Source organism: Sphingomonas sp. 67-41 (assembly GCF_001899725.1).
GTDB classification, from domain to species: Bacteria; Pseudomonadota; Alphaproteobacteria; order Sphingomonadales; family Sphingomonadaceae; genus Sphingomonas; species Sphingomonas leidyi.
Map to the genome: position 1 here is coordinate 1 of NZ_MKWJ01000034.1, position 24,282 is coordinate 24,282.

The 24,282-nt window shown below is 64.3% G+C and carries 29 protein-coding genes and 1 pseudogene; 12 read left to right on the forward strand and 18 right to left on the reverse strand.

Annotated elements, in window-relative coordinates; translation table 11 throughout:
• Nucleotides 1-109: 109 nt before the first annotated feature.
• From BGP17_RS23465 to BGP17_RS23480, 4 genes are all read right to left on the reverse strand, one after another.
• Nucleotides 110-343, reverse strand: a complete 234-nt coding sequence (locus tag BGP17_RS23465) for a cysteine peptidase family C39 domain-containing protein (protein WP_286713887.1) — start codon at nt 341-343, stop codon at nt 110-112.
• Nucleotides 340-1,539 (reverse strand): HlyD family secretion protein, encoded by a 1,200-nt coding sequence (locus BGP17_RS23470; protein ID WP_286713888.1) that lies wholly within the window; start codon nt 1,537-1,539, stop codon nt 340-342. Before BGP17_RS23470 ends, BGP17_RS23465 begins: the two co-directional genes overlap by 4 nt.
• Nucleotides 1,540-1,798: 259 nt before the next feature.
• Complete coding sequence (locus BGP17_RS23475; RefSeq protein ID WP_286713889.1) at nt 1,799-3,736, reverse strand: alpha/beta hydrolase family protein; 1,938 nt, start codon at nt 3,734-3,736, stop codon at nt 1,799-1,801.
• A gap of 26 nt (nt 3,737-3,762) precedes the next feature.
• Nucleotides 3,763-4,314: a hypothetical protein gene (locus tag BGP17_RS23480; protein ID WP_286713890.1), complete on the reverse strand. Its 552-nt coding sequence runs from the start codon at nt 4,312-4,314 to the stop codon at nt 3,763-3,765.
• Between the two features lie 222 nt (nt 4,315-4,536).
• Between BGP17_RS23480 and BGP17_RS23485 the strand changes: the two are divergent.
• Nucleotides 4,537-4,755, forward strand: a pseudogene (locus BGP17_RS23485) (transposase); the annotation flags it as partial.
• Nucleotides 4,756-4,771: 16 nt separating this feature from the next.
• On the opposite strand, the gene BGP17_RS23490 reads toward BGP17_RS23485, so the two are convergent.
• On the reverse strand, nt 4,772-5,263 hold the full coding sequence (locus BGP17_RS23490) for a Cif family virulence factor (protein WP_167299295.1): 492 nt from the start codon (nt 5,261-5,263) through the stop codon (nt 4,772-4,774).
• 26 nt (nt 5,264-5,289) lie between these two features.
• On the reverse strand, nt 5,290-6,780 hold the full coding sequence (locus tag BGP17_RS23495; RefSeq protein WP_286713892.1) for a serine hydrolase domain-containing protein: 1,491 nt from the start codon (nt 6,778-6,780) through the stop codon (nt 5,290-5,292).
• 57 nt (nt 6,781-6,837) lie between these two features.
• Here BGP17_RS23495 and BGP17_RS23500 point away from each other — a divergent pair, with 57 nt between their 5' ends.
• A complete protein-coding gene (locus BGP17_RS23500; protein WP_286713893.1) occupies nt 6,838-8,019 on the forward strand; it encodes a winged helix-turn-helix domain-containing protein in 1,182 nt (393 codons plus the stop codon).
• Between the two features lie 171 nt (nt 8,020-8,190).
• Here BGP17_RS23500 and BGP17_RS23505 read toward each other — a convergent pair whose 3' ends face one another.
• Nucleotides 8,191-8,916, reverse strand: coding sequence for an SDR family oxidoreductase (locus tag BGP17_RS23505; RefSeq protein ID WP_286713924.1), 726 nt, complete (start codon nt 8,914-8,916; stop codon nt 8,191-8,193).
• Between the two features lie 149 nt (nt 8,917-9,065).
• Between BGP17_RS23505 and BGP17_RS23510 the strand changes: the two genes are divergently transcribed.
• Nucleotides 9,066-9,962 (forward strand): AraC family transcriptional regulator, encoded by an 897-nt coding sequence (locus BGP17_RS23510; protein ID WP_137863011.1) that lies wholly within the window; start codon nt 9,066-9,068, stop codon nt 9,960-9,962.
• Nucleotides 9,963-10,203: 241 nt separating this feature from the next.
• Here BGP17_RS23510 and BGP17_RS23515 read toward each other — a convergent pair whose 3' ends face one another.
• The 5 genes from BGP17_RS23515 to BGP17_RS23535 form a co-directional block, all read right to left on the reverse strand.
• Complete coding sequence (locus tag BGP17_RS23515) at nt 10,204-10,992, reverse strand: HvfC/BufC N-terminal domain-containing protein (protein WP_286713895.1); 789 nt, start codon at nt 10,990-10,992, stop codon at nt 10,204-10,206.
• Complete coding sequence (gene bufB, locus BGP17_RS23520; protein WP_286713896.1) at nt 10,989-11,819, reverse strand: MNIO family bufferin maturase; 831 nt, start codon at nt 11,817-11,819, stop codon at nt 10,989-10,991. Before bufB ends, BGP17_RS23515 begins: the two co-directional genes overlap by 4 nt.
• Before the next feature lie 63 nt (nt 11,820-11,882).
• Entirely contained in the window at nt 11,883-12,161 is a 279-nt protein-coding gene (gene bufA2 / locus BGP17_RS23525; protein ID WP_137863008.1) for a BufA2 family periplasmic bufferin-type metallophore, read from the reverse strand.
• An 83-nt stretch (nt 12,162-12,244) separates the two neighbouring features.
• Complete coding sequence (locus BGP17_RS23530) at nt 12,245-12,886, reverse strand: DUF1109 domain-containing protein (protein ID WP_137863007.1); 642 nt, start codon at nt 12,884-12,886, stop codon at nt 12,245-12,247.
• On the reverse strand, nt 12,883-13,422 hold the full coding sequence (locus tag BGP17_RS23535; RefSeq protein ID WP_286713897.1) for a sigma-70 family RNA polymerase sigma factor: 540 nt from the start codon (nt 13,420-13,422) through the stop codon (nt 12,883-12,885). Before BGP17_RS23535 ends, BGP17_RS23530 begins: the two co-directional genes overlap by 4 nt.
• Nucleotides 13,423-13,630: 208 nt before the next feature.
• Between BGP17_RS23535 and BGP17_RS23540 the strand changes: the two genes are divergently transcribed.
• Both BGP17_RS23540 and BGP17_RS23545 read left to right on the forward strand, forming a co-directional pair.
• Nucleotides 13,631-13,909 carry a BufA1 family periplasmic bufferin-type metallophore gene (locus BGP17_RS23540; protein ID WP_286713899.1) on the forward strand — a complete coding sequence of 93 codons (279 nt, stop codon included), beginning with the start codon at nt 13,631-13,633 and terminating at the stop codon, nt 13,907-13,909.
• Nucleotides 13,910-13,965: 56 nt separating this feature from the next.
• Nucleotides 13,966-14,430 (forward strand): DoxX family protein, encoded by a 465-nt coding sequence (locus BGP17_RS23545; RefSeq protein WP_137863004.1) that lies wholly within the window; start codon nt 13,966-13,968, stop codon nt 14,428-14,430.
• Here BGP17_RS23545 and BGP17_RS23550 read toward each other — a convergent pair.
• Nucleotides 14,390-15,199, reverse strand: a complete 810-nt coding sequence (locus BGP17_RS23550) for a Crp/Fnr family transcriptional regulator (protein ID WP_286713901.1) — start codon at nt 15,197-15,199, stop codon at nt 14,390-14,392. The genes BGP17_RS23545 and BGP17_RS23550 overlap by 41 nt on opposite strands.
• Nucleotides 15,200-15,376: 177 nt before the next feature.
• On the opposite strand from BGP17_RS23550, the gene BGP17_RS23555 reads away from it, so the two are divergent.
• Genes BGP17_RS23555 through BGP17_RS23565 form a run of 3 tightly spaced genes read left to right on the forward strand, consistent with a single transcriptional unit; the run spans nt 15,377 to nt 18,695 of the window.
• Nucleotides 15,377-16,327: a ferritin-like domain-containing protein gene (locus tag BGP17_RS23555; RefSeq protein ID WP_286713903.1), complete on the forward strand. Its 951-nt coding sequence runs from the start codon at nt 15,377-15,379 to the stop codon at nt 16,325-16,327.
• 25 nt (nt 16,328-16,352) lie between these two features.
• Nucleotides 16,353-17,345, forward strand: a complete 993-nt coding sequence (locus tag BGP17_RS23560; protein WP_286713905.1) for a ferritin-like domain-containing protein — start codon at nt 16,353-16,355, stop codon at nt 17,343-17,345.
• A 3-nt stretch (nt 17,346-17,348) separates the two neighbouring features.
• Nucleotides 17,349-18,695, forward strand: a complete 1,347-nt coding sequence (locus BGP17_RS23565; RefSeq protein WP_286713908.1) for an Nramp family divalent metal transporter — start codon at nt 17,349-17,351, stop codon at nt 18,693-18,695.
• A 231-nt stretch (nt 18,696-18,926) separates the two neighbouring features.
• Here the strand turns inward: BGP17_RS23565 and BGP17_RS23570 are convergent, their stop codons facing one another.
• From BGP17_RS23570 to BGP17_RS23590, 5 genes are all read right to left on the reverse strand, one after another.
• Nucleotides 18,927-19,487: a fasciclin domain-containing protein gene (locus BGP17_RS23570; protein ID WP_286713910.1), complete on the reverse strand. Its 561-nt coding sequence runs from the start codon at nt 19,485-19,487 to the stop codon at nt 18,927-18,929.
• 80 nt (nt 19,488-19,567) lie between these two features.
• Nucleotides 19,568-20,257, reverse strand: coding sequence for an anti-sigma factor (locus BGP17_RS23575; protein WP_286713912.1), 690 nt, complete (start codon nt 20,255-20,257; stop codon nt 19,568-19,570).
• A gap of 4 nt (nt 20,258-20,261) precedes the next feature.
• Complete coding sequence (locus BGP17_RS23580; RefSeq protein WP_286713913.1) at nt 20,262-20,828, reverse strand: sigma-70 family RNA polymerase sigma factor; 567 nt, start codon at nt 20,826-20,828, stop codon at nt 20,262-20,264.
• A gap of 350 nt (nt 20,829-21,178) precedes the next feature.
• On the reverse strand, nt 21,179-21,376 hold the full coding sequence (locus BGP17_RS23585) for a hypothetical protein (RefSeq protein ID WP_286713914.1): 198 nt from the start codon (nt 21,374-21,376) through the stop codon (nt 21,179-21,181).
• Nucleotides 21,377-21,444: 68 nt separating this feature from the next.
• Nucleotides 21,445-21,657, reverse strand: a complete 213-nt coding sequence (locus BGP17_RS23590) for a cold-shock protein (RefSeq protein WP_286713915.1) — start codon at nt 21,655-21,657, stop codon at nt 21,445-21,447.
• A 548-nt stretch (nt 21,658-22,205) separates the two neighbouring features.
• On the opposite strand from BGP17_RS23590, the gene BGP17_RS23595 reads away from it, so the two are divergent.
• The 4 genes from BGP17_RS23595 (at nt 22,206) to BGP17_RS23610 (ending at nt 23,647) form a co-directional block, all read left to right on the forward strand.
• Nucleotides 22,206-22,379 carry a hypothetical protein gene (locus tag BGP17_RS23595; protein ID WP_286713917.1) on the forward strand — a complete coding sequence of 58 codons (174 nt, stop codon included), beginning with the start codon at nt 22,206-22,208 and terminating at the stop codon, nt 22,377-22,379.
• 168 nt (nt 22,380-22,547) lie between these two features.
• Entirely contained in the window at nt 22,548-22,829 is a 282-nt protein-coding gene (locus BGP17_RS23600) for a hypothetical protein (protein WP_286713919.1), read from the forward strand.
• Between the two features lie 70 nt (nt 22,830-22,899).
• Nucleotides 22,900-23,112, forward strand: coding sequence for a cold-shock protein (locus BGP17_RS23605; protein WP_286713921.1), 213 nt, complete (start codon nt 22,900-22,902; stop codon nt 23,110-23,112).
• Nucleotides 23,105-23,647, forward strand: coding sequence for a hypothetical protein (locus BGP17_RS23610; protein WP_286713922.1), 543 nt, complete (start codon nt 23,105-23,107; stop codon nt 23,645-23,647). Before BGP17_RS23605 ends, BGP17_RS23610 begins: the two co-directional genes overlap by 8 nt.
• The last annotated feature ends 635 nt before the right edge of the window (nt 23,648-24,282 follow it).

The window sequence follows — 24,282 nt, forward strand, 5'->3', positions numbered from 1 at the left end:
AGGTTCAAATCCTACTCCCGCAACCAACCGCACACACAAACCCCGCAAGTCCAACGACTTGGCGGGGCTTTTCTTTGCCCAACCTCCGCGACCCAACAAAATCAACCCCTTAAGAGCCACAGGCCCGAACCAGCGCCCCCAACCCCGCAACCTCTCGCGGCCCCGTAGCACGCCCGCAATTGAGCGAGAGTGCGAAGCGCTGGCGCAGCTCGATCAGGTCGGTCTTGAAGCCGTGATGGCCGGCAACCATCGCCAGGCAGGCGAGTGCGCATTCGCTGGCCTCGCTTTGCGCGATCAGCGGCGTGCGCCGCGCGCCGCCCAACTGCAGCAATTCCGCGCTCACGCGGTCCGCCGCGAGATTGCGTGGAGCGGCTTGAGCAGCCAGTCGAGAAAGCCCTGGCGTTCGAGAATGATGGTCGCCTCCAGGGCCATGCCCGGCTGGAGCCCAATCTTCTCGCCGTAGGCGTCGATCGCCTGACGATCCAGGCTGACGGTGACGCGATAGACGGGTTCCTCGAGCTTGACCGGAAGGTCGACTTCCCTCGGATCAATCACGATCCGCGAGATCGCCTGGATCTTGCCGGGAAAGGATCCGAACCGCTGATAGGGAAAGGCGTCATAGAGAATGCGCGTCTCCTGCCCGGAGCGCACGAAGCCGATCGCGCGTGTCGGGGCGAACAGTTCCGCCTTGAGGGAGGTGTCGGCGGGCACGATGGTCAGCAGCGGCGCCTGGGTCGGAGCCAGTTTCCCGACGCCTGCCTGTATGGCGGTCACTCGGCCGCTGATAGGCGCCGTGATGACATAGGCGCGCTCGCCTTCCATCTGCATTCGCTGCTGCGAAAGGGACTGAAGCGACGCGCGGATCTCGGACTCACCCCGGGCGGCATCCGCAGAGAGCCCGGCAAGCTGCGCTCGAGCGGCGTTCGCGTCGGCGCGCTTCTGGGTCAGCTGCTGCCGAAGGCCGGCGAGGCTCTGCTGCGAGGCGATGAGATTCTGGCGGCGGCGCTCCATCTCGACCTTGCTGACGAACCCGCGTTCGACGACCTTCGCGATCTGGTCGAACATCGATTGGTTCGATCGGACCACGTCTTCCTGCAACTGGATTTGGCCCTCGATGTCGCGCGCCTGCTGCGATGCGGTGGCCATTGCCGTCGTCAGCCGTTCGCGGTCTGCGGCTCCGCGGCGGGCGTTGAGGGTGATCTGTTCGCGCGCGAGGGACTGGCGGGCCCCGATGCTGGCAATGCCGTCCGCCAAGACGGCGCCTCCTGAAGCCGCGTGGCGGTCCAGATTGATCACCGCCAGGCGATCGCCTCTGCGAACCACTGAACCTTCACGAACCGCAAGTTCGGCGACGACGCCGGAGGCAGGGGCGGCAACCTTGGCGGAGGGGCGCTCGGTGACGAGTATTCCGCGCACCGTCTCCGTTCGGGCATAGGATCCGAGCATCACCCAGGCGAGGGCGGCTGCGGCAATTGCGACGATGGCGGCCACGAGAAGTGAGATCGAAACGGATTGGGTGAGGATGATCTCGCCGTGCAATCCTTGACGGCGATATTCGGAAACCTCCTGCCTGAACAGAGGGTGTTCTATTGACATAGCGCGCTTGCAGTCCTCACATTTTGCAGATGAATTGAACATTATTCTTGTGAGGCGACCGAGCGTCGCTTCTGGTCGCGCGATGCGTCAGAATTGTTTCGCTTCCGCGACGATACCGGGAATTGCACTCTAATTTTTATTTGGGCCGATTACCGGGGGCAGAGCGATGACCATCAGTGGAGGGTCGATACTTTGTCGTCATCTATCGGAAGAGAAAAATTGGGGTGGCAGGTCGATGAAATGTGATGTCGTCATGGCTGCGGCGGAGAGGTTTGATCGGCCGCTGTGAGCGTGCGAGGCTCGGCCCGGCGGGACGCTGTCCATGTAGCTGTTGCGAGAGGCCGGGTTTCACGGCTTTGATTATGTCAGCCCAAACCTCATCGCCCTTCAAGCCGAAGCTTCCGACGAACCCGTGCTGCACCTTCTCCTGCACCAGGATGCTTGCGCCGGCGCGAAGCTTGGCCGGAAGGTCGCCCGGCGTCGAAATGGGATCGAGTGATCCGAAGTAGAAGCGCGAAGTTCCCGGTGCGATCCTGTTCCATTTTTCCGAAAGCGCCTGGTTGAACCGGTCGAGATTCTCGCGCCCGCCGAAGATGGCGAGATCGGCGCGATGCTGGCTCTCGACACTGACCTTCTGGGGCAGGCCCAGGTCGACGGTCGTAGTATTGGCTTCGCGCCAGGTGATGAGGGGGGCGAGGAAGAACGCTTTCCCGAAAGTCTTGGGGTGATCCGCGACCGCTATCGCGGCGGGAACCGCGCCGAAACTATAGCCGATCACGAACGTATCGCGATATCCGTGCTTCCGCGTCCAAGCGGCGATGCGCGAGACCGATTGTTCGAGAACGCTGATCCCCCGACGGGCGAGCGCATCGGAATGCGCGAAACCTGCGCCGATGCTGCTGGGATATTCGACCGCGAGCACACTGTACCCTTGTGGAGCGAGGCGCTCCACCGGCATGGGCAGTTGGTCTTCCAGCGATCCCTGCGGGCCGCCATGGAAATAGACGAACAGCCGCCCATTGGCCTTGGCAGGGGTATAGAGATAGCCGAAGGTCGGGTCCCCGGAATGTGGATCGCCCAACAGAACCTGTCGGCGTTCCATCTGCACCTGTGCTTGCGGCGGCGTGAAGCCAAGATGGCGAAGATAATCGTCATTGTCGCAAATGGCGAACCGCTGCCTCCCCTTACCGTCCAGCCGGACGACGTCGATCTTGCTCGATGTCTTGGCAAGGATTGCGATCTTGTCGCCATTGGCGACCGCGTCGAGGATGAACATGCGAGCATTGGCGGCAAACGGCACCGCCTCGAGGCGGGCGGCGTTCGGATTCCACCTCTCGACCGTCCCGATGCCATAGCGGCCGACGATCCGTCCGGTCGCAAGATCGAAGAGCGGGCGAGCGTGCCCCAGAAAGGGAGCGCCTGGAAACTGGGCAGCAAGCTGGTCGCCGCGCACGATCAGCGCCTGCGGTCGGGCGGGATCTGTCACCGGCGCCTCGACCGACATCATGAGCCCGCCTGCCGACGTGCCTTCTGGATGATGGATCATCGTCGGACCGGCGGCGGTGAAGGCGAAGTCGACGCGGTCCGCCACCGTTGCGGTCACGCGCAGCGGCTTGCCGGCCTCGATCGCTTCCAGCCGGTCAAGCGTCGCGCGGTCCTTGAACGGCGCCGCGCCGCCGAACTTGACCGCCGTCAGCCGAACCGACACCCAGGGTAGCGGCAGATATTCGACGGATACCGGATCGGGCTTGCCGGGCACGATCTCAAGAAGCACAGGCCCAACTCGCGCGATGAGGTTTCCCGTTTCGGAGTAGCGGATGGGTTCAAGTTGCCAATCGGCCGAATAGCTCGATCTCGCGCGCTCTTCGTCATATCGGGCGAGGTCTAATGTAGCAAAGAAGCCCGGGCTATTTGGGTTGTATGCGCCGGAGAGCTTTATTTCCTGGCGCCAAAGGGTGACATGCCTGAAGGCGGGATCAATCGTCACCCTGTTGTACGGGCAGATGCCGGAACCCTTCCCCTGATGAAACTCCAATTGCAGTTTGTTTCGCGCATCCTGGCTGCCGGTCGCAACCTGCCCGGTGGCAGGTTGCGACCATCCCGATATAGCGGCCAGCAGGCATGTGATTTCTCGACGCATGTCCTCGCCTCTATACCGGACCAGATTTAACCGCCGTAAGCGTGGTTAACCCAGTTGGGCGGGCCGCTCATGTTTGTGGAGGTAGCGCCGCCATCGAAGCTGACCGTCCAGCGGCCGAAGCCTCGATCAGTGTACATGGCGTCATATTTGCCGTCTTTGTTCAGGTCACCATAGAGCTTACCGTCGAAACTCTGGAGCCAATAGTTGTGCGGGTCCAACGGCGCCCCGGGCTTGGAGTTGGCAAGGTTGTTTGTGGTTTCCTGATTCTTGTTGGTCAGGACATTCTCGACCCCGTTGCGAATGACCTCGAGCGGCAACACCTTGTCCAGATCGATGTTGATGTTGATGCTCAGCGGGAAGTCCCTGCCAAAGCCGTTGCCACCACCATCGGCGTAGTTTCCGCCGAAGTCCGGTCCGGCGTATCCCCAGTTGAAGCCGAAGCCGGGCATGATGGTGGGGCGGCGTCCGGTGACGACTATCTCGGAATCTTTGTCAAGAAGCATCCCGTCGAGCGTTTCGCCGGTGGTGCCCCAGCCGCCGGCCACCAGATCGATTTCGTATTTGGTTAGCAATCTCACGACTCAGCCCTCACTACTCGAAAATGAAGGGAACATTGTTCTTGTGAGGCGACCGGAGGCGCTTCTGGTCAGGCGATGCTTCACCATCGTTTCATTTCCACGACGATATCGAGAATGGCATCGATATTTGTCGCCCTGGACGAGGAACTGACCCCTTACTGCGAGCAGGACGAACTTGAGACCGATATCTTCGAGCAATCGCCAGCGCCCCCTACAGCCCGAGCGCTGCAGGAGAAAGGCATAAAGCCTTGCATCCCGGGCCGGAAATCGCGCAACGAGCCCATCAAATACGACAAGCGCCGCTACAGACGCCGCAATCGCATCGAGATCATGTTCGGCCGCCTCAAGGACTGGCGCCGCGTCGCTACCCGTTACGACCGCTGCCCCACCGCCTTCTTCTCCGCCATCGCGCTCGCCGCCACCATCATCTTCTGGCTATGACCAATGAGTCCTGACCCTAGACTGGATCGTGGTTGGAGTAGATTACCGACACGATTTTCCACCCGCGCTCGGTACGCACGAGATGCCACGCCTCCTTTCCGGCGTTTATCGGTCGGCCGCCGAGCAGGTAGACGAAGTCGAAGGTTACCGAGGCGATGTCACCATCGGTATCGATGGCCACATTGTCGAAGCGTTCCTCGCTGCCGTCTTTTTCGTTCGCAATGTCTTCGATGAAGGATGCCGGCGTCTTGCCCGGATCGAAGGCGGCCTTCATGTCCACGCCGGGCGTCCGCTTCGACCTAGCCGCCAGCGCGTCACTATCGACGCCTTGCCAGATGACCGGACCGTGGAACAGGGCCAGGAACGCGGCCTTGTCACGGCGGATGATTGCGGTGCGGAACGTCTCGATCACCGCGCGCACGTCGCGTTTGGCCGCGGCCTGTCCGTAGGGGGGCTGCGCACTCGGTGCGGCCGTCAGCAAGGCGGCGGCGATTGCGATACGGATCATCGAATTCTCCCGGTTCAGTCGCGCCGCTATTGCAGCGTCAGGGTCAGCATGCGGCTGCCGCCCAGCGCAGCCGAATAGTGGCGGCCGTCGGGGCTTCGCAGGTCATAGACGCCGATCGGTGTGACCAGGGCGAAGCGCCCGCCGCGCTTCGGTTCGACGCCGATCAGCGCCAGCGCCGACGCATTACGCTGGGGAAAGCTGTCCAACCACGCGCCGAACGGATTGCCGGGTTCCAATGCTATCGTGCCCGTGCACAGGCCATCGCGCAGACCGAAGGACGCCGACCCGGAAATCTCCTGGCCGGCATAGCTGCCGCGATATCCGGTGACCCAGGCCGGGCAGCCTACCGCGCTGACGCCCGTAGGAAGGGGGCCGGCAAGAAAGGGGGCGGCGAGCATCTGTGCGGTCTGCTCGATCGCCGAAACCCATATCGCGTTCGAGCCGAGGCTGACGGCGAGTCCGTGTGTCGGGTAGAGCGCCAGCGCGCTCCGCGCCCCTTCCGCGATACCGGCATGGTAGGCGATGCGTTGGCCGTCACTGTCGCGCAGCGTCCGCCAGCCGAACCCGATCGCATAGCGGCCTTCCCGCACATCGCTGCCGTCGGCCAGCTTCGCCGGGGTCAGCATCCAGTCGAGCGTCGCTGGCGAGACGACCTTGCCGTTCAGGATTTGCCCGCCCCATCGCGCCAGATCGGGCATCGTGGCGGACAATCCAGCGCCGCCCCAGCTGTAGCTATAGTCATGCGGTGCGGCGCGAACGACCCGCCCGTCGTCGGCAAAGGCATAAGCGACCGAGGCGTTCGGGTCCGCACCCGTGCGATCGGCGCCGATCTTCAGCCCAGGGGTGATCTGTGCAGCGAGGTAGTCCAGATACGGACGGTGCGCCGCCTGCTCGACCACCGCGCTGAGCAGCGTAATGCCCCAGGTCGAATATTCGTAGCGTGTGCCGGGCGCGCTGAGCAGCGCGCGATCCTGAAACAGGCCGACCGCTTCGCGGACCGATTTGAACGCGTGCCCGCCGCGGCCATCGTCGACCGGCTGATAGTGCGGCAATCCGGAGATATGCGCGGCCAGTTGCGCGCTGGTGATCGGCGGCCACCGGCCCGGCAGCCACGGCAACAGGGGGCCGATCGGCGCATTGGTGTCGAGCTTTCCCGCTTCACGCAATTTCGCGGCCGCGGTCACGGCGAAGAGTTTCGACACACTGGCGAGCCGGAACACCGTATCGGCGGTGACTGGCCGCTGCGCCTCCCGATCGGCCTGCCCGACCGAGCCGCTCCAGACGAGCGCGCCGCCGCGCCATACCGCGGCACCCATGCCCGGCACGCCGTTCGCTTCAATCTGCGCGGCAAGTATAGAGTCGGCGATGCGGCGGGCCGTCGCCGCATCGGCTCGGGTCGGCTCGGCGGACGCCTTGCACCCGAACAGGATCAGGGCGATGAAGGCACTCAGCGTGAAGGGCGATCTCATGGAACCTCGAACATGGTTTGATGGGGGCGCGGGTCGGCTCTGCGCCAACCGGACTGCCGCCGCCGCCGCGCGGCCGGCAAGAAAAGAAAAGTGAAATTTGGTGAAATGCGTGAGACCGACACCGACGCGCCGTTGTTGCGACTATGCCGTCGGCGGCGTTCGGTCCGGGAGGGATCGCGCGAAGTGCGGCTGCCGGACCTGTCGTTCCGGCTGATCGACCTGCTTGCCAGCCGCGCGCCCGCGGATGTCACATATGCCGAGATCGAAAGTGCCGTGTGGCAGGCCCAGGTGACGCGTGAGACCATCAAGCAGCGTGTCAAGCTCCTGCGCGACGGCCTCGCACCACTTGGTGTTCCGGAACACGCGATCGAGGCGGTGCGCAACATCGGCTATCGCACGACACTCTCCATCGGCCTGGTGGAAACGCCGGAGCGCCGCGGCGACCGCAGCTTCATATTGGCGGCCGTCGCTGCCGCGCTGGCCTTAATGGCGGCAGTGGCCGTCCATCTGCTGGCGCGGCCGACGGGCACTGCAGTCGTTCCCACGTTGCTGGTCGAAAGCCTGGCGCCCCCCGCCGACGTCGATCCCGCCGGTTGGGAAGGGGCCAGGCGCAGTCTTGTTCGCGATCTGTCGAAGATCGACGGCGTGCGCGTGCTCGATCGGCCAACGCCCGGCAAACCGCCGTCCTTGCTGGCGAGGCTTGCGCTCGATCGCGACGATAATGATCTGCGCCTGTCGACCGAACTGCTCGATGGTCCGTCGAGCGCGGTTCTGTTTGCTGAATCCTATCGCTATGACCCTGCGAGCGTCGATCGCTCGCTCACCCATTTCGCCAGCAATGCCTATGCCGTCATAAGCGCCTTGTCGCTTCAACTGGGTGACGAGGGCATGCCGGTGCAACCCGATGCCGTCCGGGGTGATTACGCCCGCGCCTTTGGGCTTTGGCGGCGAGGCGACCGGCAAGCCCTGGTCGCCGCGCGGTCGATCCTGGAACGGTTGCTGGCCGAACGCGGTGCGCTTCCGGTCGTCCAATCGCTGCTGGTCCGGGTCAAGGCCGATCTGGTGTTGGGCCATGTCGGCGATGCCGCCCTTGCCCGAGAGGCGCGGCAGGAGGCCGAGCGGCTGGTCGCCGCACATCCGGATATCGGCGAGTTTCACTATTCGCTGGCGCGCGCGCTGCTCGCGCTCGGTCGACGCGAGGCGGCGCTCGACGAATTGCGGATCGCGCAACGGACGATGCCCTTCCTGTCGCGCGACGTAGCGGCGATCGAGCGAGCAGCGCCGTAACTTGAATCGGCGCGCCGCGACGCCTGATAGTCTTCGCCGACGCAGTCGCAACGGTTAGAAGAGACTCAGCTCGCGTGCAGGACGCCGTCGGCAGCTTGGCGCCCTAAGTTCCGAACTTTCGGGTAGCCGTCCGGCGCACCCGAAAGCCGACATTGTCGATTGCTCGCGAGCCTACATGTTGGCAGCGGTCGGCCGCACGATCACTTCGTTGACGTCGACGCCCTCGGGCTGTTCCAGAGCATAGCGGATCGCCCGCGCGATCGCATCGGGCCTGAGCGATTTCCGGCGCCATTCCTTGAGGGCGGATGCCACCTGCGGATCGCTGATGTCATCGCTCAGTTCGGTCGCGGTGACGCCGGGCGAAATGATCGTCGAGCGGATCTCGTCATGCTCCTGCCGCAGCCCTTCGGTGATCGCCCACACCGCATATTTGGTGCCGCAATAGACTGCGGCGGTCGGCAGGACGAGGTGCGCCCCCACCGAGGCGACGTTGACGACATGCCCTCGCCCTTGCGCGACGAAGCGCGGCAGCACCGCGGCGATGCCGTTGAGCACGCCGTGGATATTGACGTCGATCATCCGCCTCCATTCGTCGCGCTTCAGCGCGGCGAGCGGTGACAGCGGCATCACGCCGGCATTGTTGACGAGCGCGTCGATCCGGCCGAAGCGCGTGGCGGCCGCCTCGGCGAACGTGTCGAAATGCATGCCGTCAGTCACATCGAGCTCCCGCCATGCGACCGCCTCGCCGAGTTCCGCGGCTAGTGCAGCCAGCCGCTCGCCGCGGCGCGCGCCGATGAAGAGTTTTGCGCCGGTTGTGGCCAGTTCGCGCACGGTCGCCTCCCCGATGCCGCTCGATGCGCCGGTGATGAGCACGACCTTCTCGTTAAGTCCCGTCATGGTTGAGTTCCTTCTGTTTGGATGACGGAGCAGGAAATGGGCCTGCATGATCTGCGAACGGTAGCGCGATCGACCGATCTGATTGCACGATCCTCCAATATTGGTCATCGAGCCTTGCCCCATCGCCGCGTATCGGCAATCGGGGCAACATGGAGAGGATTGTCCAACTCGCGCAGCTTATCCTGCGTCACGGCCCGGAAACCGGCATGTCGAGCACCGCGGTGCCGCGCCTCACGCTAATCCGCGCCGACCAGCCGAGCATGCCGACGCCCGCCGTCTATGAGGCATCGCTTTGCCTGATCGCCCAAGGTTCCAAGCGCGTCTCGATTGGCGACCACAGCCTCGTCTACGATGCATCCCACTATCTGCTGGTGTCGGTCGACCTGCCGCTCGTCGGCCATGTGCTGGAGGCGAGCCCCGACGCGCCCTATCTGTGCTGTAAGATCGACCTCGACATGGCGGCGCTCGCCGATCTGCTTGTGGCCGACGGACGCGGTCCGCCGCGAAACGACCTGCCCGTGCTCGCCACTTATCCGGGCGACCCTGATCTGATCGATGCTGCCTGCCGGCTGGTGAAACTGCTCGACCAGCCGGAGAGCATCGCCACACTCGCGCCGCTGATCGAGCGCGAGATTCTCTATCGCCTGCTCACCGGTCCGCACAGCGCGATGCTGCGTCACATGGCGTCGGGGGACAGCCATCTCGTGCAGGTCAGCCGGGCCATCGCGACGATCCGCAAGGGCTTCCGCGCGCGACTGCGGATCGACGAGATCGCTGCGGCGGCGGGGATGAGCGCTTCTTCACTCCACGCGCATTTCAAGACGATCACGCGGATGACGCCGCTCGAATATCAGAAGCAGTTGCGGTTGCAGGAAGCACGGCGACTGATGCTCGCGGGCGCGGCGAGCGCAGGCTCGGCCGGGTTCGCGGTCGGCTATGACAGTCCCTCGCAGTTCAGTCGCGAATATCGCCGCCTGTTCGGCGCGCCGCCGCGGCAGGATATCGCGCGGCTGCAGGAGGCGGGTGACTATGTCGGGGCGGTCTGAGGCATTCTCGGCAACTTCGTGCGCCATTTGTCGTCATTCGGTGTCAGGATCGTTGATCCCGAAACCTGCCGCTTGTTAAAATCGCGGCTTGGTGGGTTTGAATGGCCGGGCTTGGGACTCAACTGCCGGTCGGCGTCGGAGAAGCGGATCGCGATAGCTGCCGATCCAGCTCCACTCGCGATCGCAGGCCAATCAGGCCGCCCGATATCGACATTGATTTCCATCTTGAGTTCAGGGTGTTCTAGCAAGAGTTGGGACGCCGACGCGCTCCATCAACTGAATCGAACACGTCGACGATCAGGCCATCCGCGATCCATCGGCCAAGCATCCCGCCGGCGCGCGCGATCCCGTCTTCCTCGCCCAGCACGTCGACGAGCCCCGCGCACAGATCAGCGAAGGGCACGCCGACGCGCGCCGCGAGAAGCGCCTGTTTCTCCATCTGGTCGATCGCGCGGAATTGCGCGGCCTCGCCCTGACGCCAGATCAGGATCGCGCCGGCCTCGGGCAAGAGTGCGACGGCCGGCGGCTCGATACCGTCTGCCAGCGCCGACCAGATCGCCGGCGCGTTGGTGGTCAGGTCGAAGAGATCCAGCGTCGGGGTCAATTGCAGCACCGCCTGGTCCCAATCGACTTCCCGGAGAGCCGCGGCGGCCAGTGGCGCTGCATCGGGGCCGACAAAGGCTTCGGCGAGCGCGAGATCGATCCGGGCCAGCTCGGCGACCTCGGGATCGCCGGGATAGAGCAGCGACAGCGTGGCAGGGAAGTCGCGCGGATAGGCGTCGAGCGTCCAGCTGCTCGGTGGTACCCGCTCGACATGGGCGGCCACGGCGTGGGCAAATGCGTCATGGCCGATCCAGTCGCGGGTGCGGGTGAAGCTCTCCTCCAGGCAGGCGGCGAGCGACGCGCGGAAGTTATTCCGATGGATATGGAGGCCCGGGGCCGCGTCCTCGCCGCCCAGCCGGATCGCGGCCGCGCCGTCCTCGCGCGTCAGCCAGGCGCGCATGTCGCGCTGTAGATCGAGCAGGCTCATGCCGTGGCACGCGCGGTTTCGCGCGCGATGCGTCGGGCCAGGTCCAACTCGGCGAGGAGTTCGTGGAGCGGCGGGATCGCGTCGTCGCGCTCGATCATCGTCGCGACCGGACCGAGCCTGGGCAGGAGGTGCGCATAGAGGTGCCACACCGGATCGGGCACCGGCTGGTCGTGCGTGTCGATCAGCAGCTCGCTGCCCTGGCTGTGGCCGGCGAGGTGGATCTGGCGCACCCGGTCGTGCGGCACGCCGTCGAGATAGGCGATCGGATCGAAGCCGTGGTTGCTCGCGCTGACGAAGACGTTGTTGACGTCGAGCAGCAGCCCGCAGCCGGTGCGCGCGCATAGGGCGTCGAGAAACCTCCATTCGGTCATGTCGGCCGGCGCGAGGTCGATATAGGTGGAGGGGTTCTCGACCAGGATCGCCCGGCCGAGCGCTTCCTGCGCGCGGTCAACATTGGCCGTGACCAAGTCGAGTGCCTCGCGCGTATAGGGCAGGGGCAGCAGATCGTGCGAATTGAACCCGTCGATCCGCGACCAGCTGAGATGGTCCGAGACGAACAGCGGGTCGATCTCGTCAACCAGCGCGCGGAGGCGCGCGAGATAGGCCCCGTCCAGCCCATCGGCCGAGCCCAGCGACATCGAGACTCCGTGAAGAGCCACCGGATAGCGCTCGCGGACTTCGCGCAGAATCCGGCGGGGCCGGCCACCTTCGATCATGAAATTCTCCGAGATCACCTCTACGAAATCGACGGCGACCCGGGTCTCGAGGAACTCGGGATAATGGGGCTTGCGCAGGCCCAGGCCGAAGCCGGCAAAGGGAGCGATCATCGAAATTATCCTCGATTGGAACGGGTCCGGCCCGGCGGTGGGGACGCCGGGCCGGGCAGACGTTCACTTCGGCGCGGTCAGGCTGCCGCCGGCAGCCTTGCATGCCTTGGCGGTGACTTCCTTGAAGCCCTGGCCCTTGCAGTCGTTCTGGCCCTTGCAGTCGTTCTTCGCGGTCTTGCAGTCTGAGGTGCCCTTGCAGGTGTTGATGCCATAGCAATGGACGACCTTCGCCGCGGTCGTGCCCATGCCGGCCTTGGCGATGGCGGCGGTCGGCGCGGCGGCGCTGATCGCGATGACGGCGGCGGAGGCGGCGATGCTGGCGCCGGTGCGGATAAGGGTCATTGGGATACTCCGAAAAGGGGTTCAGCCGATTTGGCATCCCCAGTTCGCAGGCTCTGGCCGCTCGGTTACAGGCCTCCGCGAATTTACCAGCGCAGCAGGCGCGGCCCGAGCAGCGCGCCGATCGAGGCGGCGAGCAGGATGCCGAGCGAATACCAGGTCAGCACGAAGATCGCCGAAACCTCGGGGCAATGGATGCAATAGACAGTCGCCGCAAAGGCGCCCGCCGCCAGTCCGGCTGCGGCGCCCGCCGCGCGCAGCCGCGTCGGCGCCAGGCGGCGGAACGACCAGAGCAGCCCGACGAAGATCGGCATGGCCAGCGCCAGCACCAGCCAGGGGCAGATCATCCAGCTATGCCCCAGCCACATCGCCAGCCACAAAGCGGGCGGCGTTCGCGCCAACTCCGCGACGCCGAGCCCGGTGAGCAGCACCACCGGCACCGCCAGCAGCCAGGTCCAGCGCAATCGGGCGCTGTCGGGGCGCGCCAGCTGCACGGTCATCACGATCGCGGCGAGGGCGAGCGAGAAGGTATAGCCCCATTTGATCCAGAAGGCGGTCCCGCGCATGGCGAGACCGAGATCCGGGCGGATGCCGAGCGCCAGCACCACCACCGTAGCCGAGACCAGCGCGCCAAGCAGGATGCCGAGCGCGAGCCGCATGACCGTGGCGCCTCGGCGCACCGGCGGCACATCCTTGGCGAGGCGGGTGATGAGATCGTCGGTATTCATCGCGCGCCTCCCTGGATCCGCGCGATCAGCATCTTCAACCCCCTATGCACGGAAACCTTCAGGTCGGATTCGCCGATGCCGCCGGCCTTTGCCGCCTCGGCGACGCTCAGGCCTTCGATGCGCGTCGCCCGGATTGCGCGGGCCTGTTTGGGCGGCAGCGTCGACAGGAGATCTTCGATGTCCAGCCGGGCGGTCGTGGCATCTTCGAAGTCCTCTGCGAACAGGCTTTCCTCCAGCCCTTCGATTGGCTGTAGACGGCAGGTGCGACGAAAATGATCGACCATCTTGTAGCGGGCGATCGCGAACAGCCACGCCGTGAAGGCGCGTTCGCGGTCATAGGTCGCGCGGCGGGTGTGCACCGCGATCAGGGTTTCCTGCACCAGATCCTCGATATCGTCATCGGAGCCGTTCGCGCGCCGCCGGAAGAAGCCGCGCAGCAGGGGTACGAGCAGGCGCAGCAATGCCGCATGGGAGGCGGCATCGCCGGCCAGCCCATCGATCATCAACCCGCGCAGCGCTTCCTCGTTCGCTCGCATTCCTGCTCCTCGAGCAAGAGTTCGGCATGGCCGGGCCGAAGGTTACACGCTTTCGCGGAAAATTTTCGAGGGCAATCTGTAACGCCGCAGCCGTCCGCGCCGAATTGGCGATGTGACACGGGCTTCCGCCTCCTCCCCGGTCACCGCGCGGTTCGGCGCCCCCGGCCGGGCCGCGCGCTGGAGGCACCGCTTTCAAAGGATCACAGACATGCGTTCGACCAATGCCACCCTTGCCGCCACGCTCGCCATCGCCGCCGCCGGTGCCGCGCTCGCTCCCGCCGCCTCGGCCCAGACAAAGCCGGCCATGGAGAAATGCTATGGCGTCGCCCTCGCGGGCAAGAACGACTGCAAGGCCGGCGCCGGCACCAGCTGCGCCGGCACATCAAAGATCAACTATCAGGGCAATGCCTGGAAGCTGGTCAAGGCGGGCAGTTGCACCACGATCAAGACGCCCAAGGGCAATGGCTCGCTGACCCCCAGGGCCTGACGTGTCGGCCGGGGTCCGCCCTGCGTGCCCCGGCGCCGTTTCAACGGAGACATTCGATGACTTCCCCGCTCGCGATCCACGATCGCTTCGTTCGCCGGGTTTCGGCGCTGGTGCCCGACGCGTTTCTCCTGCTTGTCGCGCGCCTCGGCATTGCCGGCGTGTTCTTCCTGTCGGGGCGCAGCAAGGTCGATGGCATCCTCCACATCACCGATGGCACCTACGAGCTCTTCCGCACCGAATATGCGCTGCCGCTGATCCCGCCCGAGATCGCGGCGGTGGCGGCGACCTGGTCCGAGCATGTCTTCTCGATCCTGCTGGTACTGGGGCTCGCGACGCGCTTCTCGGCGCTGGCGCTGCTCGGCATGACTTTGGTGATCGAGATCTTCGTCTATCCCGATGCCTGGCCGACTCATCTGAGCTGGGCGGCGATCCTGTTGCCGCTGATCTTTCGGGGCGGTGGCGCCTGGTCGCTCGACGCGATCATGCGCCGACTCCGCGTGGCTGGAGAGGCGAGGGGATAAAGGCGCTGGATGCGCGCGGCCCACGGCCGACGATCGCCTTTCCGAAGGGCGCGATTTCCGTTCCGTAACGCGCTTCGACGGAACCATAGGCGCATCCGGCGACGCGCTCGAGCCGCGCTCTATCACGAACGACGAGCCGACCGCGCGTGGATCGCACGATCTGGTCCCCCTCCAGAACATGAAAGCAGTCGGTGACGCTCGCACGCCGTACATAAAGAGCGCTGGCGATGTGATCGTGAGTCAGGTCGAGCGTGTCGCCCTCGTTGCGATCGTGCAACATCAGGATCCAGCGCGCAATCCGCCGCTCCACCGTGTCGGCTGCGTTCGAGCCGATGGTGGACGCCATCTGCATCATGAAATTACCGGCGTAGCGAAGCAGCGTGCCTCGCAATGTGTCGCTGGCGGCGCTCGCCTCCTGCACGCGGGTCGCCGAGATCGCGAGGGCAGTGCCGCCACGCATTTCCGCAGCCGCCAGGAAGGGCGAGCGTACAGCGCCAAGCAGCGAGCTCCAACCGGCCATCCCTTCCAGCCCGACAAGGCCGAGCGCCGGTTGGCGATCCCCTCGCATCGCATCGCGGACGCAGAGCACGATCGTCTCGGGAAAATAGACAGTGGTGAACGGAACATCGGGCGATACCACAATTTCGCCTGTCCTGAGTTCCACCCGCTTGAGATGCGGCACGAGCAATTGCGCATCGCCGGGCGCAAGCGATCGCAACAAGAGATTCCCGCGAAGGCTGGGCGCATAGATCGAGCTAGTGGTGAGCATGCCCCGAATAATCCTCGCCGGTATAAAGCACTAGCTTCGTCCGCTTCGAGCAAACGGATGCATTCGGCGTGAAATTCTTCTGCGCTGGGTACGACAGCGTACCGTGGCGCTGGCGAAACGGAACATGCGCCGATCGGGCTCTGTTCCCTCCCTGCTTCAACCAGGGAGGCGTGCCCCATGAATCACGACACCGAAGTGCTCGAGGTATTCGAAGCTCGGGCCCAGCGACGCGCAGAGCGCCGCGATTTCCTTAAGGCATTCGCAATGACGGCAGTGGCCGGCGGCGGCTTGGCGATGGCGACGCGAATTCCGCGCGCCGATGCCCAGGCGACGCTGACGGACGGAGACGTCCTCAATTTCGCGCTGAACCTCGAATATCTGGAGGCGCAATTCTATTCCTATGCCGCGACCGGTGTCGGGCTGACGCCGGACCTGCTGACCGGCACCGGCCGTCCCGGTGTTGCACTGGGCGGACGCCAGGTGGCGTTCAGCGACCCCGCGGTTGCGGCCTATGCGAACGAGATCGCTGCCGACGAGAAAGCGCATGTCGCCTTTCTGCGCAACGCGATCGGCGCGACGGCAGTCGCTCAACCGCAGATCGACGTCAGCGTTTCGCCGACCAGTGCCTTCTCCAACGCCGCACGGGCGGCGGGGCTGATCGGTGCCGGCGCGAGCTTCGACCCCTATGCGAGCGACGAGAATTTCCTGCTCGGTGCATTCATCTTCGAGGATGTCGGCGTCACCGCCTATAAGGGCGCGTCTCCGCTGATAACCAACAAGGTGTTTCTCGAAGCTGCGGCGGGCATCCTCGCGGTCGAGGCCTATCACGCCGCGCTCGTGCGCACGACGCTGGATGTAAAGGGCGTTGCCATGCCGGCTCTGATCGACGCGACCGAGGCGATATCGAACGCGCGCGATAGCCTGGACGGCTCGACCGACCTCGACCAGGGCATCCGGGCGATCGGCAACGCGAGCAACATCGCGCCGCTCGACGCGAACGGCCTCGCTTTCAGCCGCTCGGCGGGCCAGGTGCTCAACATCGTCTACCTCAACAAGGCCGCCGTCACTGCCGGAGGGTTTTTCCCCAACGGCGTCAACGGCACCATCGTCACCAGCGCCGCGAATTGAACGCGGGCTCCAACGGGAGGTTCACATGAATCATGACATCGTCCTCGAGGTGCTCGGCGCGTGCGACAAGCGTCGCGAAGAGCGTCGCGCCTTCATGAAGAATGCCGGGCTGGCGGTTGCGGGCGCCACGGTGCTGGCCGCATGCAGCAATAATGATGGCTTCGGCTCGGTCGTCACGCCGACACCGTCACCGACGCCGTCGCCCACACCCGCCCCCACGTCCAGCGATCAGGATGTGCTCAACTTCGCGCTCAACCTCGAATATCTCGAAGCGCAATTCTATTCCTTCGCAGCCAACGGCACCTCGATCCCGATCAGCCTGCTCTCCGGCACGGGTACGCCCGGCGCGCCGAGCGGAGGGCGTCAGGTGACGTTCACCGATCCGGCCGTCGGCCGTTATGCCCGCGAGATCGCCGGGGACGAGCAGGCGCACGTCGCTTTCCTGCGCAGCGTGCTGGGCAGCTTTGCGGTGGCCCAGCCGGCGCTCGACCTGTCTGCGGACGTGAACGGCGCCTTCTCCACTGCGGCGCGCGCCGCGGGGCTGATCGGCGCGGGGCAGGCATTCGATCCCTATGCGAACGACCAGAACTTCCTGCTCGCGGCCTTCATCTTCGAGGATGTCGGTGTCACCGCCTATAAGGGCGCGTCGCCGCTGATCACCAACAAGACGTATCTCGAAGCGGCCGCCGGTATCCTTGCGGCGGAAGCCTATCATGCCGGGCTGATCCGCACGACGCTTTACCGCAAGGGCCTCGCCATGCCTTCGCTCATCGATGCGACCGAGGCGATCTCCAATGCCCGCGACAGCCTCGATGGATCGAGCGACCTCGACCAGGGTGTGCGGAACATCGGCAACGCAAGCAACATCGTGCCGACCGACTCAAATGGTATCGCCTACAGCCGCTCGGCTGGGCAGGTCCAGAACATCGCCTATCTCAACAAGGCGGCGGTGGATCGCGGCGGGTTCTTCCCGACCGGGGTCAACGGAGCCATCAAGCTCAGCGCGGCGAGCGCCTGAACCATGCCGCCGTTCGAGGGGGACGCGGCGCGCTTCGCCGGCGGGGCTCCGCCCGCCAATGTCAGCCTTCCCGGCGCCTTTCGGACCATCGCGGTTCCGAAGGGCGCCGGCCTTTTCTGGCGCAAGCTCGGCGCCTTTGCCGGGCCAGGCTATCTGGTCGCGGTCGGCTATATGGACCCGGGCAACTGGGCCACCGATCTCGCCGGCGGCTCGGCCTTCGGCTATACCCTGCTCTCCGTCATCCTGCTGTCGAACCTGATGGCGATGGTGCTCCAGGCACTGTCGGCGAAGTTGGGCATCGTCACCGGGCTCGATCTCGCCCAGGCCTGTCGCGCGCATTATCCTGCGCCTGTGCGGATGGCGCTCTGGTTGCTCTGCGAGCTTGCCATCATCGCCTGCGACCTTGCCGAAGTGATCGGCACCGCGATCGCGCTCAACCTGCTTTTCGGCATGCCGCTGGTGGCGGGTGTGATTGTCACGGCGGCGGACGTGCTGCTGATCCTCGCGCTCCAGCGTCGCGGCTTCCGCCAACTGGAAGCCTTCATCGTCGCGCTGCTAATCGTCATCGCCGGCTGCTTCGCGGTCGAGTTGGCCTGGGCGCAGCCGAGCCTGTCGGCGCTCGGCAAGGGGCTTATTCCCAGCCCCGAGATCGTGACCAATCCCGCGATGCTCTATATCGCGATCGGCATCCTCGGCGCGACCGTGATGCCCCACAACCTCTATCTTCATTCCTCGATCGTGCAGACCCGCGCGTTCGAGCGGACCGAGTCCGGCAAACGCGAGGCAGTGAAGCTGGCGACGATCGACAGCACGGTGGCGCTCGGCCTCGCGCTCTTCATCAATGCAGCGATCCTGATCCTCGCCGCTTCGACTTTCCATCGCTCCGGTCAGACACAGGTTGCCGAGATCGGCGATGCCTTTGCGCTGCTGGCGCCCACGCTGGGCGTGGGGCTCGCCAGTACCCTGTTCGCAGTGGCGCTGCTGGCATCCGGGCAGAATTCCACGATCACCGGCACGCTCGCCGGGCAGATCGTCATGGAAGGATTTCTCGATCTACGCTTGCCGCACTGGCTGCGGCGGATCGTGACGCGCGGCCTCGCGATCATCCCGGCCGTGATCGTCGCGGCACTTTATGGTGAAAGTGGCACGGCCAAGCTGCTGGTGCTGAGCCAAGTGGTGCTCAGCCTCCAGCTACCCTTCGCGGTCGTGCCGCTGGTGCGCTTTACCAGCGATCGGGCGATCATGGGCGGCTTCGCCAACAGCGGCTGGCTGCGCGCCGCCGCGATCCTGATCACCTTGACCGTAATCGGCTTGAACAGCGTGTTGCTGTTCCAGGTTTTCGGAGGCTGAGAGATGTCGAAAGTCCATGCATATTCGCTTCGCTTCTGGATGGGCGCGGCAATTAATTGCACCGGAATAGGCATGCTGCTGCTTCGGGTGTTCTAACGCACCAAAAAAGGAAAGCCGCCGCCCGGGGATCGGGCAGCGGCTTTCACAATGTACCCGCCGGCACTTGGCCGATGGGAAAAGGCCCGCCGGCAGGCACGATCCGGCGCGAGGGAGTCCGCGCCGGTATCGGCTTCACGGCATCAGGACGCTGTCGATCACATGGATCACGCCGTTCGACTGGTTGACGTCCGCGATGGTGATCTTGGCCTTGCCGCCCTTCGCATCGACCACCCACCAGGCGCCATCCGGCCCCTTGGTAACGGTGAGCTTCTCGCCCTGCACGGTGGTCAACATCGCCTTGCCCATATGCTTCTTCGCATTGGCCGCGAGCATCGCCGCGCTCATCTTGCCCGCCACGACGTGGTAGGTTAGGATCTTGGTCAGCATCGCCTTGTTCTCGGGCATCACCAGCTTGTCGACGGTGCCTGCGGGAAGCTTGGCAAAGGCGGCGTTGGTCGGCGCGAACACGGTGAAGGGGCCGGGCCCCGACAGCGTATCGACCAGCCCTGCGGCCTTGACGGCGGCAACCAGCGTGGTGTGGTCCTTCGAATTCACTGCATTCTCGATGATGTTCTTGGTCGGATACATCGCGGCACCGCCGACCATCGGATAATGCTGGACGGCCGCGACGGCGCCGGTGGCGAGCAGCGCCGAACCGGCAATCGTGAGGCTGAGCTTTTTGAGGCTGGGCATCTTGGCTTCCTTCTCCGGCACCCGGAATGCTGGGTGCAGGGAAGCTACGGTGCCGGTTGCCCGGCGGATGCAGCCGAGGCTCAGATCGTCGAGATTTTCCCGGCCGCGATCGGGGCGCTGCTCGGCGCCTGGTGGGGCGCGCCGTCGCGAGGCTCGAGCGTAATCGCCAACGTCGCCCCATCCTTGAGCAGCGCGCGGTGTGGTGCATCTACGGCAACCTTGGTCACGCCATCGGCGGCGACCAGGCCGAGCGAGCGCGGCACGCCATCCGCAGGGATCACCCACAGCTCCGGCGCAAGCTGGCTGGCGGGCAGGCGCACCGCCCGAATTCGCAGGACACCGCCCTCGGGATCATAGGCCGCGGCAAGCAGTGCGGGCGCATCGCCGCTGCCGAGCTGGGCGATGACTGCCCTGTCGGGGGCACGGACGATCTCTACCGGTGCAGGCACGGGGCGCAGCACCAGAATCGCGGCAAGCGAAGCTGCCAGCGCGCCGCTCGCAACCGCGCCGATCCGCCAGCGCTGGAGCGCGCGCTGGGTATGGCGGCTGTCCATACCGGCCAGGCGTCGCTGGATCGCCGGCCATAGTGCGGGAGAGGGCTGCGTCTCGAACCGCTCGTACAATGGCTCGAAGCGCCCGTCCCAGGCCTCGACGGCTGCGGCGAAATCGGGGTCGGACAGGCGCAGCCGCATAGCCTGGGCTCGCGCATCGCCTTCGAGCAGACCGAGTGCGAGCTCGGCGGCGAGCGCATCGCGCTCTTCGGGAACCATCGGCTCAGGCATCGCCCAGGCACCCCCTGAGCTGAATCAGGCCGCGGCGCACCCAGCTCTTGAGCGTGCCGAGCGGCACCGCCATTGCCTCCGCGAGCTGCGAATAGGTGAGCCCATCGAAGAACGCCGCGCGGATCGCGCGGCGTGGGCGCTCCTCCAGTGCCTCCAGGCAGTCGAAGATCCGCGCGCGCTGCGTGGCCGCGTCGATCACCTCGGGCGCCAATGGGCTGTCGTCGGCAACAGCCGCAGCCGCATTTTCCGGGAGATGTGTTGCACCACCATTGGCCCGCCGCCAATCGATCGCGGTGTTTCGGGCGATGGCGCATAGCCAGGTAATCGGGCTCGCGCGTTCTGGGTCGAAGCGCCCGGCACGGTCCCAAACCTTGAGATAGACTTGCTGCAAAATATCCTCGGCGGCTTCGCGATCTCCGGAGATACGAAGGCACACGCCAAAAAGCTTCGCGGCGGTCGCGTCATATACGGCGCGCAGTGCTGCCTGATCGCCTTCGGCGACTCGGGCGAGGCTGGCGACGAGCCTTTCTCTGCTTGCGCTGGCTGCCGTATCGATCATCGCTACAGAGCCTATCCGAGCCCGCGCGGACTGTCAGCCGCGCTTTTCGGCAACCGCGCGCACTGTGAGGCAATAGGCGGGCGGCAGAAATCGCGGTGAAGCGTCCAAGAGCTGCCAGTCCACAATCGGCCCAAAATCGGTCCGGCAGCTACGCGCCCCAGTTTCGGTCGTTCGGCATGTCCCGGTACGATCCCGAAACATGCCGTTTCTTCATTCAACTCTAAAGCGGTGGCCAGGACAGGCGGCATTGGGGGGCAATCACGCAGCTTTTGACCGTACAGCTTCATAGTCGCCGGACGAGGCCCCGTTAGAACGCTACTATACAATCAGGCCGCGAGAGATGCTTCCGCTCAATTTGATTGCGGCACGGAGAGCGCGGCTGCCTCTCGATTTGCCTTTTGGGTGGCCATGCTTTCCTGGCGAGTCGCCATTTCCAGCCACGCCGCCTCGGCGCGGAGATTGCGTTCGCGAACATTCTCCAGCGTCGCAGCGTCGGCTTCGGCACGACACCTTGCCGCCTGTGCACGGAAATCGGGCTGATTGCCCATAACAGGGTCCTTTCCGAGGGTCTTGAAAGTTGGCGACGCCGGAACCGGGTTCGGCGCCGCCGTCTCATTCAGTCCGCTTCGGCAAGGTTTGCAGCCGAAGCGCGCCCGCGCTTGTCCTGCTCGATCTCGTACGTCAGGCGCTGGTTCTGGTTCAGCGTCTGCATGCCCGAGCGCTCGACCGCGCTGATATGCACGAAATGGTCATCGCCACCATTATCAGGCGCGATGAAACCAAAGCCTTTGGTGGCGTCAAAGAACTTTACGGTGCCGGTATGACTCATGGGATATTCCTTCTGAAATAGCAGGTTCAAATTGAACCCACCTCGGGCTGCAAGGGGCAGACAGAAGGAAGAAGGGGCCGCAAAGCTCCGAAGACCGACGATTTGCGACTGTAGCAATTTTAAATGTGTGACTCCCTTACAATCTTTACAAGGGCGGACAAAAATTTACCGAATTCGAGTGCGTGTGTGGAATAATTTTGGAAATATTAGAAGACTTTCGGGAGAATGCGTTCGACGCCGAGCCCTTTGGCGGCGATCCCATTTTCCGTAGGTGGCGCGCCCGGTGGCGTGTTGTTGCCGTTCAATAAAGGCCAACCGGCATTCGATCCGTCAGAGCGGAAAATACTCTGCTCCAATGATACGATTATAACCATGCATGGCCTTGGCCGCGAAAATAGTTTCGGACGATGATCCATGTATATTTTAGCGATGGGGTATCGCTTGTTTCGTTTAGGGCTTATATCCGGATAATCGCTGGCAAACGATTTCGTAGGCGCCGGCGGCTGAGAGACCATCGCGCTCCCGCTTACATTAGCCGGAGACGAGCCATGGACCTCAATTATCTTCTGTCACGCTATCAGATTTCTGTGATGCGCGCTGAGGGCGCTGCCACGCGTGAAGCCGAGATCGCGCATCGCGGCCTCGCACGGGGCTATGCAGCCCGTATCCGGGAGATGCAGATCGACCTCGGTGCGAAGCCATCACTGGGGAGGGCTACCTAAAGCTGCCCACCGCGCATCCAGCGCGATGCGGAAAAAGGTGGGGCGTTGGACCTGCCGGGGATGGCGCTGCTGACCCCGGCAGTGCGCCCGCGGGATCAGGCGCCTGCACCTCGCGCAATGCCAGCCTAACCCTCACCACAGAGCAAGCTCTACCCATAGGAGATCCGGATGGCGAAGACGGAAGAAACGGCGGACACCAGTCTTGCAGCGCCGAAGCTCAAGTCGTTCCGCAAGCCGTACAGTTCGGTACGCCTGACATCCGAGAGCCTCGAACGTCAAAGCCGGATAACCTTGCTTGCCTGGAATCGGCTCGGGGCGGACGCTGCGATTGCCTTCCTCAACGCCTATGATGCCGGGCTGGAAGGGCGGCCTCTTGATCTCGCGATTGCGAGTACGGCGGGCTTCGAGGCGGTGGAGCACGCCATCTCCGCGCGCTCGGGCCGCGATTGACGCGATGCTTTCGATGCGCGTGGCGGGGACGCCGCACGGCTGACCTTGTTCGAGCTCATAGGAGAAATTCATGCCAACCGGGACTGTCTGCTTCTATCACAGGGAAGGCGGGTTCGGCGTGATCCGTCCTGACCGCGCCGGTGCCGATGCGTTTGTCCATTCGAGCGCGGTGCAGGCGTCCGGCCTGGAAAGCCTTTGTGCGGCTTCGCGGGTAACCTATGTATTGCGGACCGATCAGCGCGGCCAATGTTGCGCCCATGACCTTGTGATTGTGAATGCGTGACGGCTTTGATCGCGCGCGTGTCACACTGGAGCGCGCTGCGGATTTTCTGGCTGCAGGCTTGCGAGCCGGTGCGCCGGTAGGCCCCAACCCCATCGCGGGGCCATATCGTGCTAAAGTAATCGCCAATGGGCTACGCGAGCTGGATCGCTTCCTCAATCTGCTTATCGACGAAGCACGGCGTGTCGCGGGACTGCCCATCTTTCCGGATCAGCGGAATACGGCAAACAAGTTCACGGCCGATGATTTCCAGTATCGCCATTCGCTCGCGGATTATGAGCGGCTCCGCGCATTGGGGCGATCCCGGGAATGCCTCTTTCATTGCCAAGGACGCGTCCTTCGCGGCGACCGGGCAGACGCAGAACGCATGACCGCCGGATGGCCGGAGATCCCGGGGACCGTAACACCGCTTCGGCGCTTTGCGCTGGGGAGCGAGATGTCGGTCTCCCAACAGGATCTGGCCGACGTGGCTGTCTTCTATCGTCGGCTCGGCGAGGAAATTTCTGCCGGAGTTGGCATGCACCAAGCCGATATTTGACCGATCGCGTACGGCGTGCACAGATAATCCGACCGTAGCGGAACAGCCCCAGCACGCGGAGGGTTCCTAGCATTCAAGGATTGCCTGACGGCATCCATGCGAGGGAATGGGCGTGACCTTGATCAAATTGCCGGATGTAGACGCAAATTGCATCGTTCGCGGAGCTAGCAACAGTGAGAGGTGGGCCGAGGCACTCGAATTCTGCGATGCACATGGGGAAAATGGTCCCGATCTTTTGGAGACCAATATTCGCGACGCACGAGGCACCCACGATGCCGGCGGTGTCATGTACTGGACTAGCATTGGGCGAAGGCTCATCGAGATGCATCTCGCTGGCTCCAGGGACTGGCACTAGCCTGGAGTCGAGAGCGATGGCTGTATTTCATTGTTCCAATCGCAACGCGGAAGAGTGCTCGCTTTTCTGATTATCGGCCTCGAATCTGCTGGCCTGCCCGCAATGGGAGTTAAAGCGGTTGCCTGTTGGCCATTTCAGCTCTGGTCTTGGATATCTGTAACGATCGGCTCATTCATGAGGACAGGATCGGGAGTGGTTACGACCTGGTGACGTGCTCCCCTGAAACTCCTCCAGTTTGAGCTAGAGTCCTTCATTGAGGAGGACGGAGATGAAGCGCAGC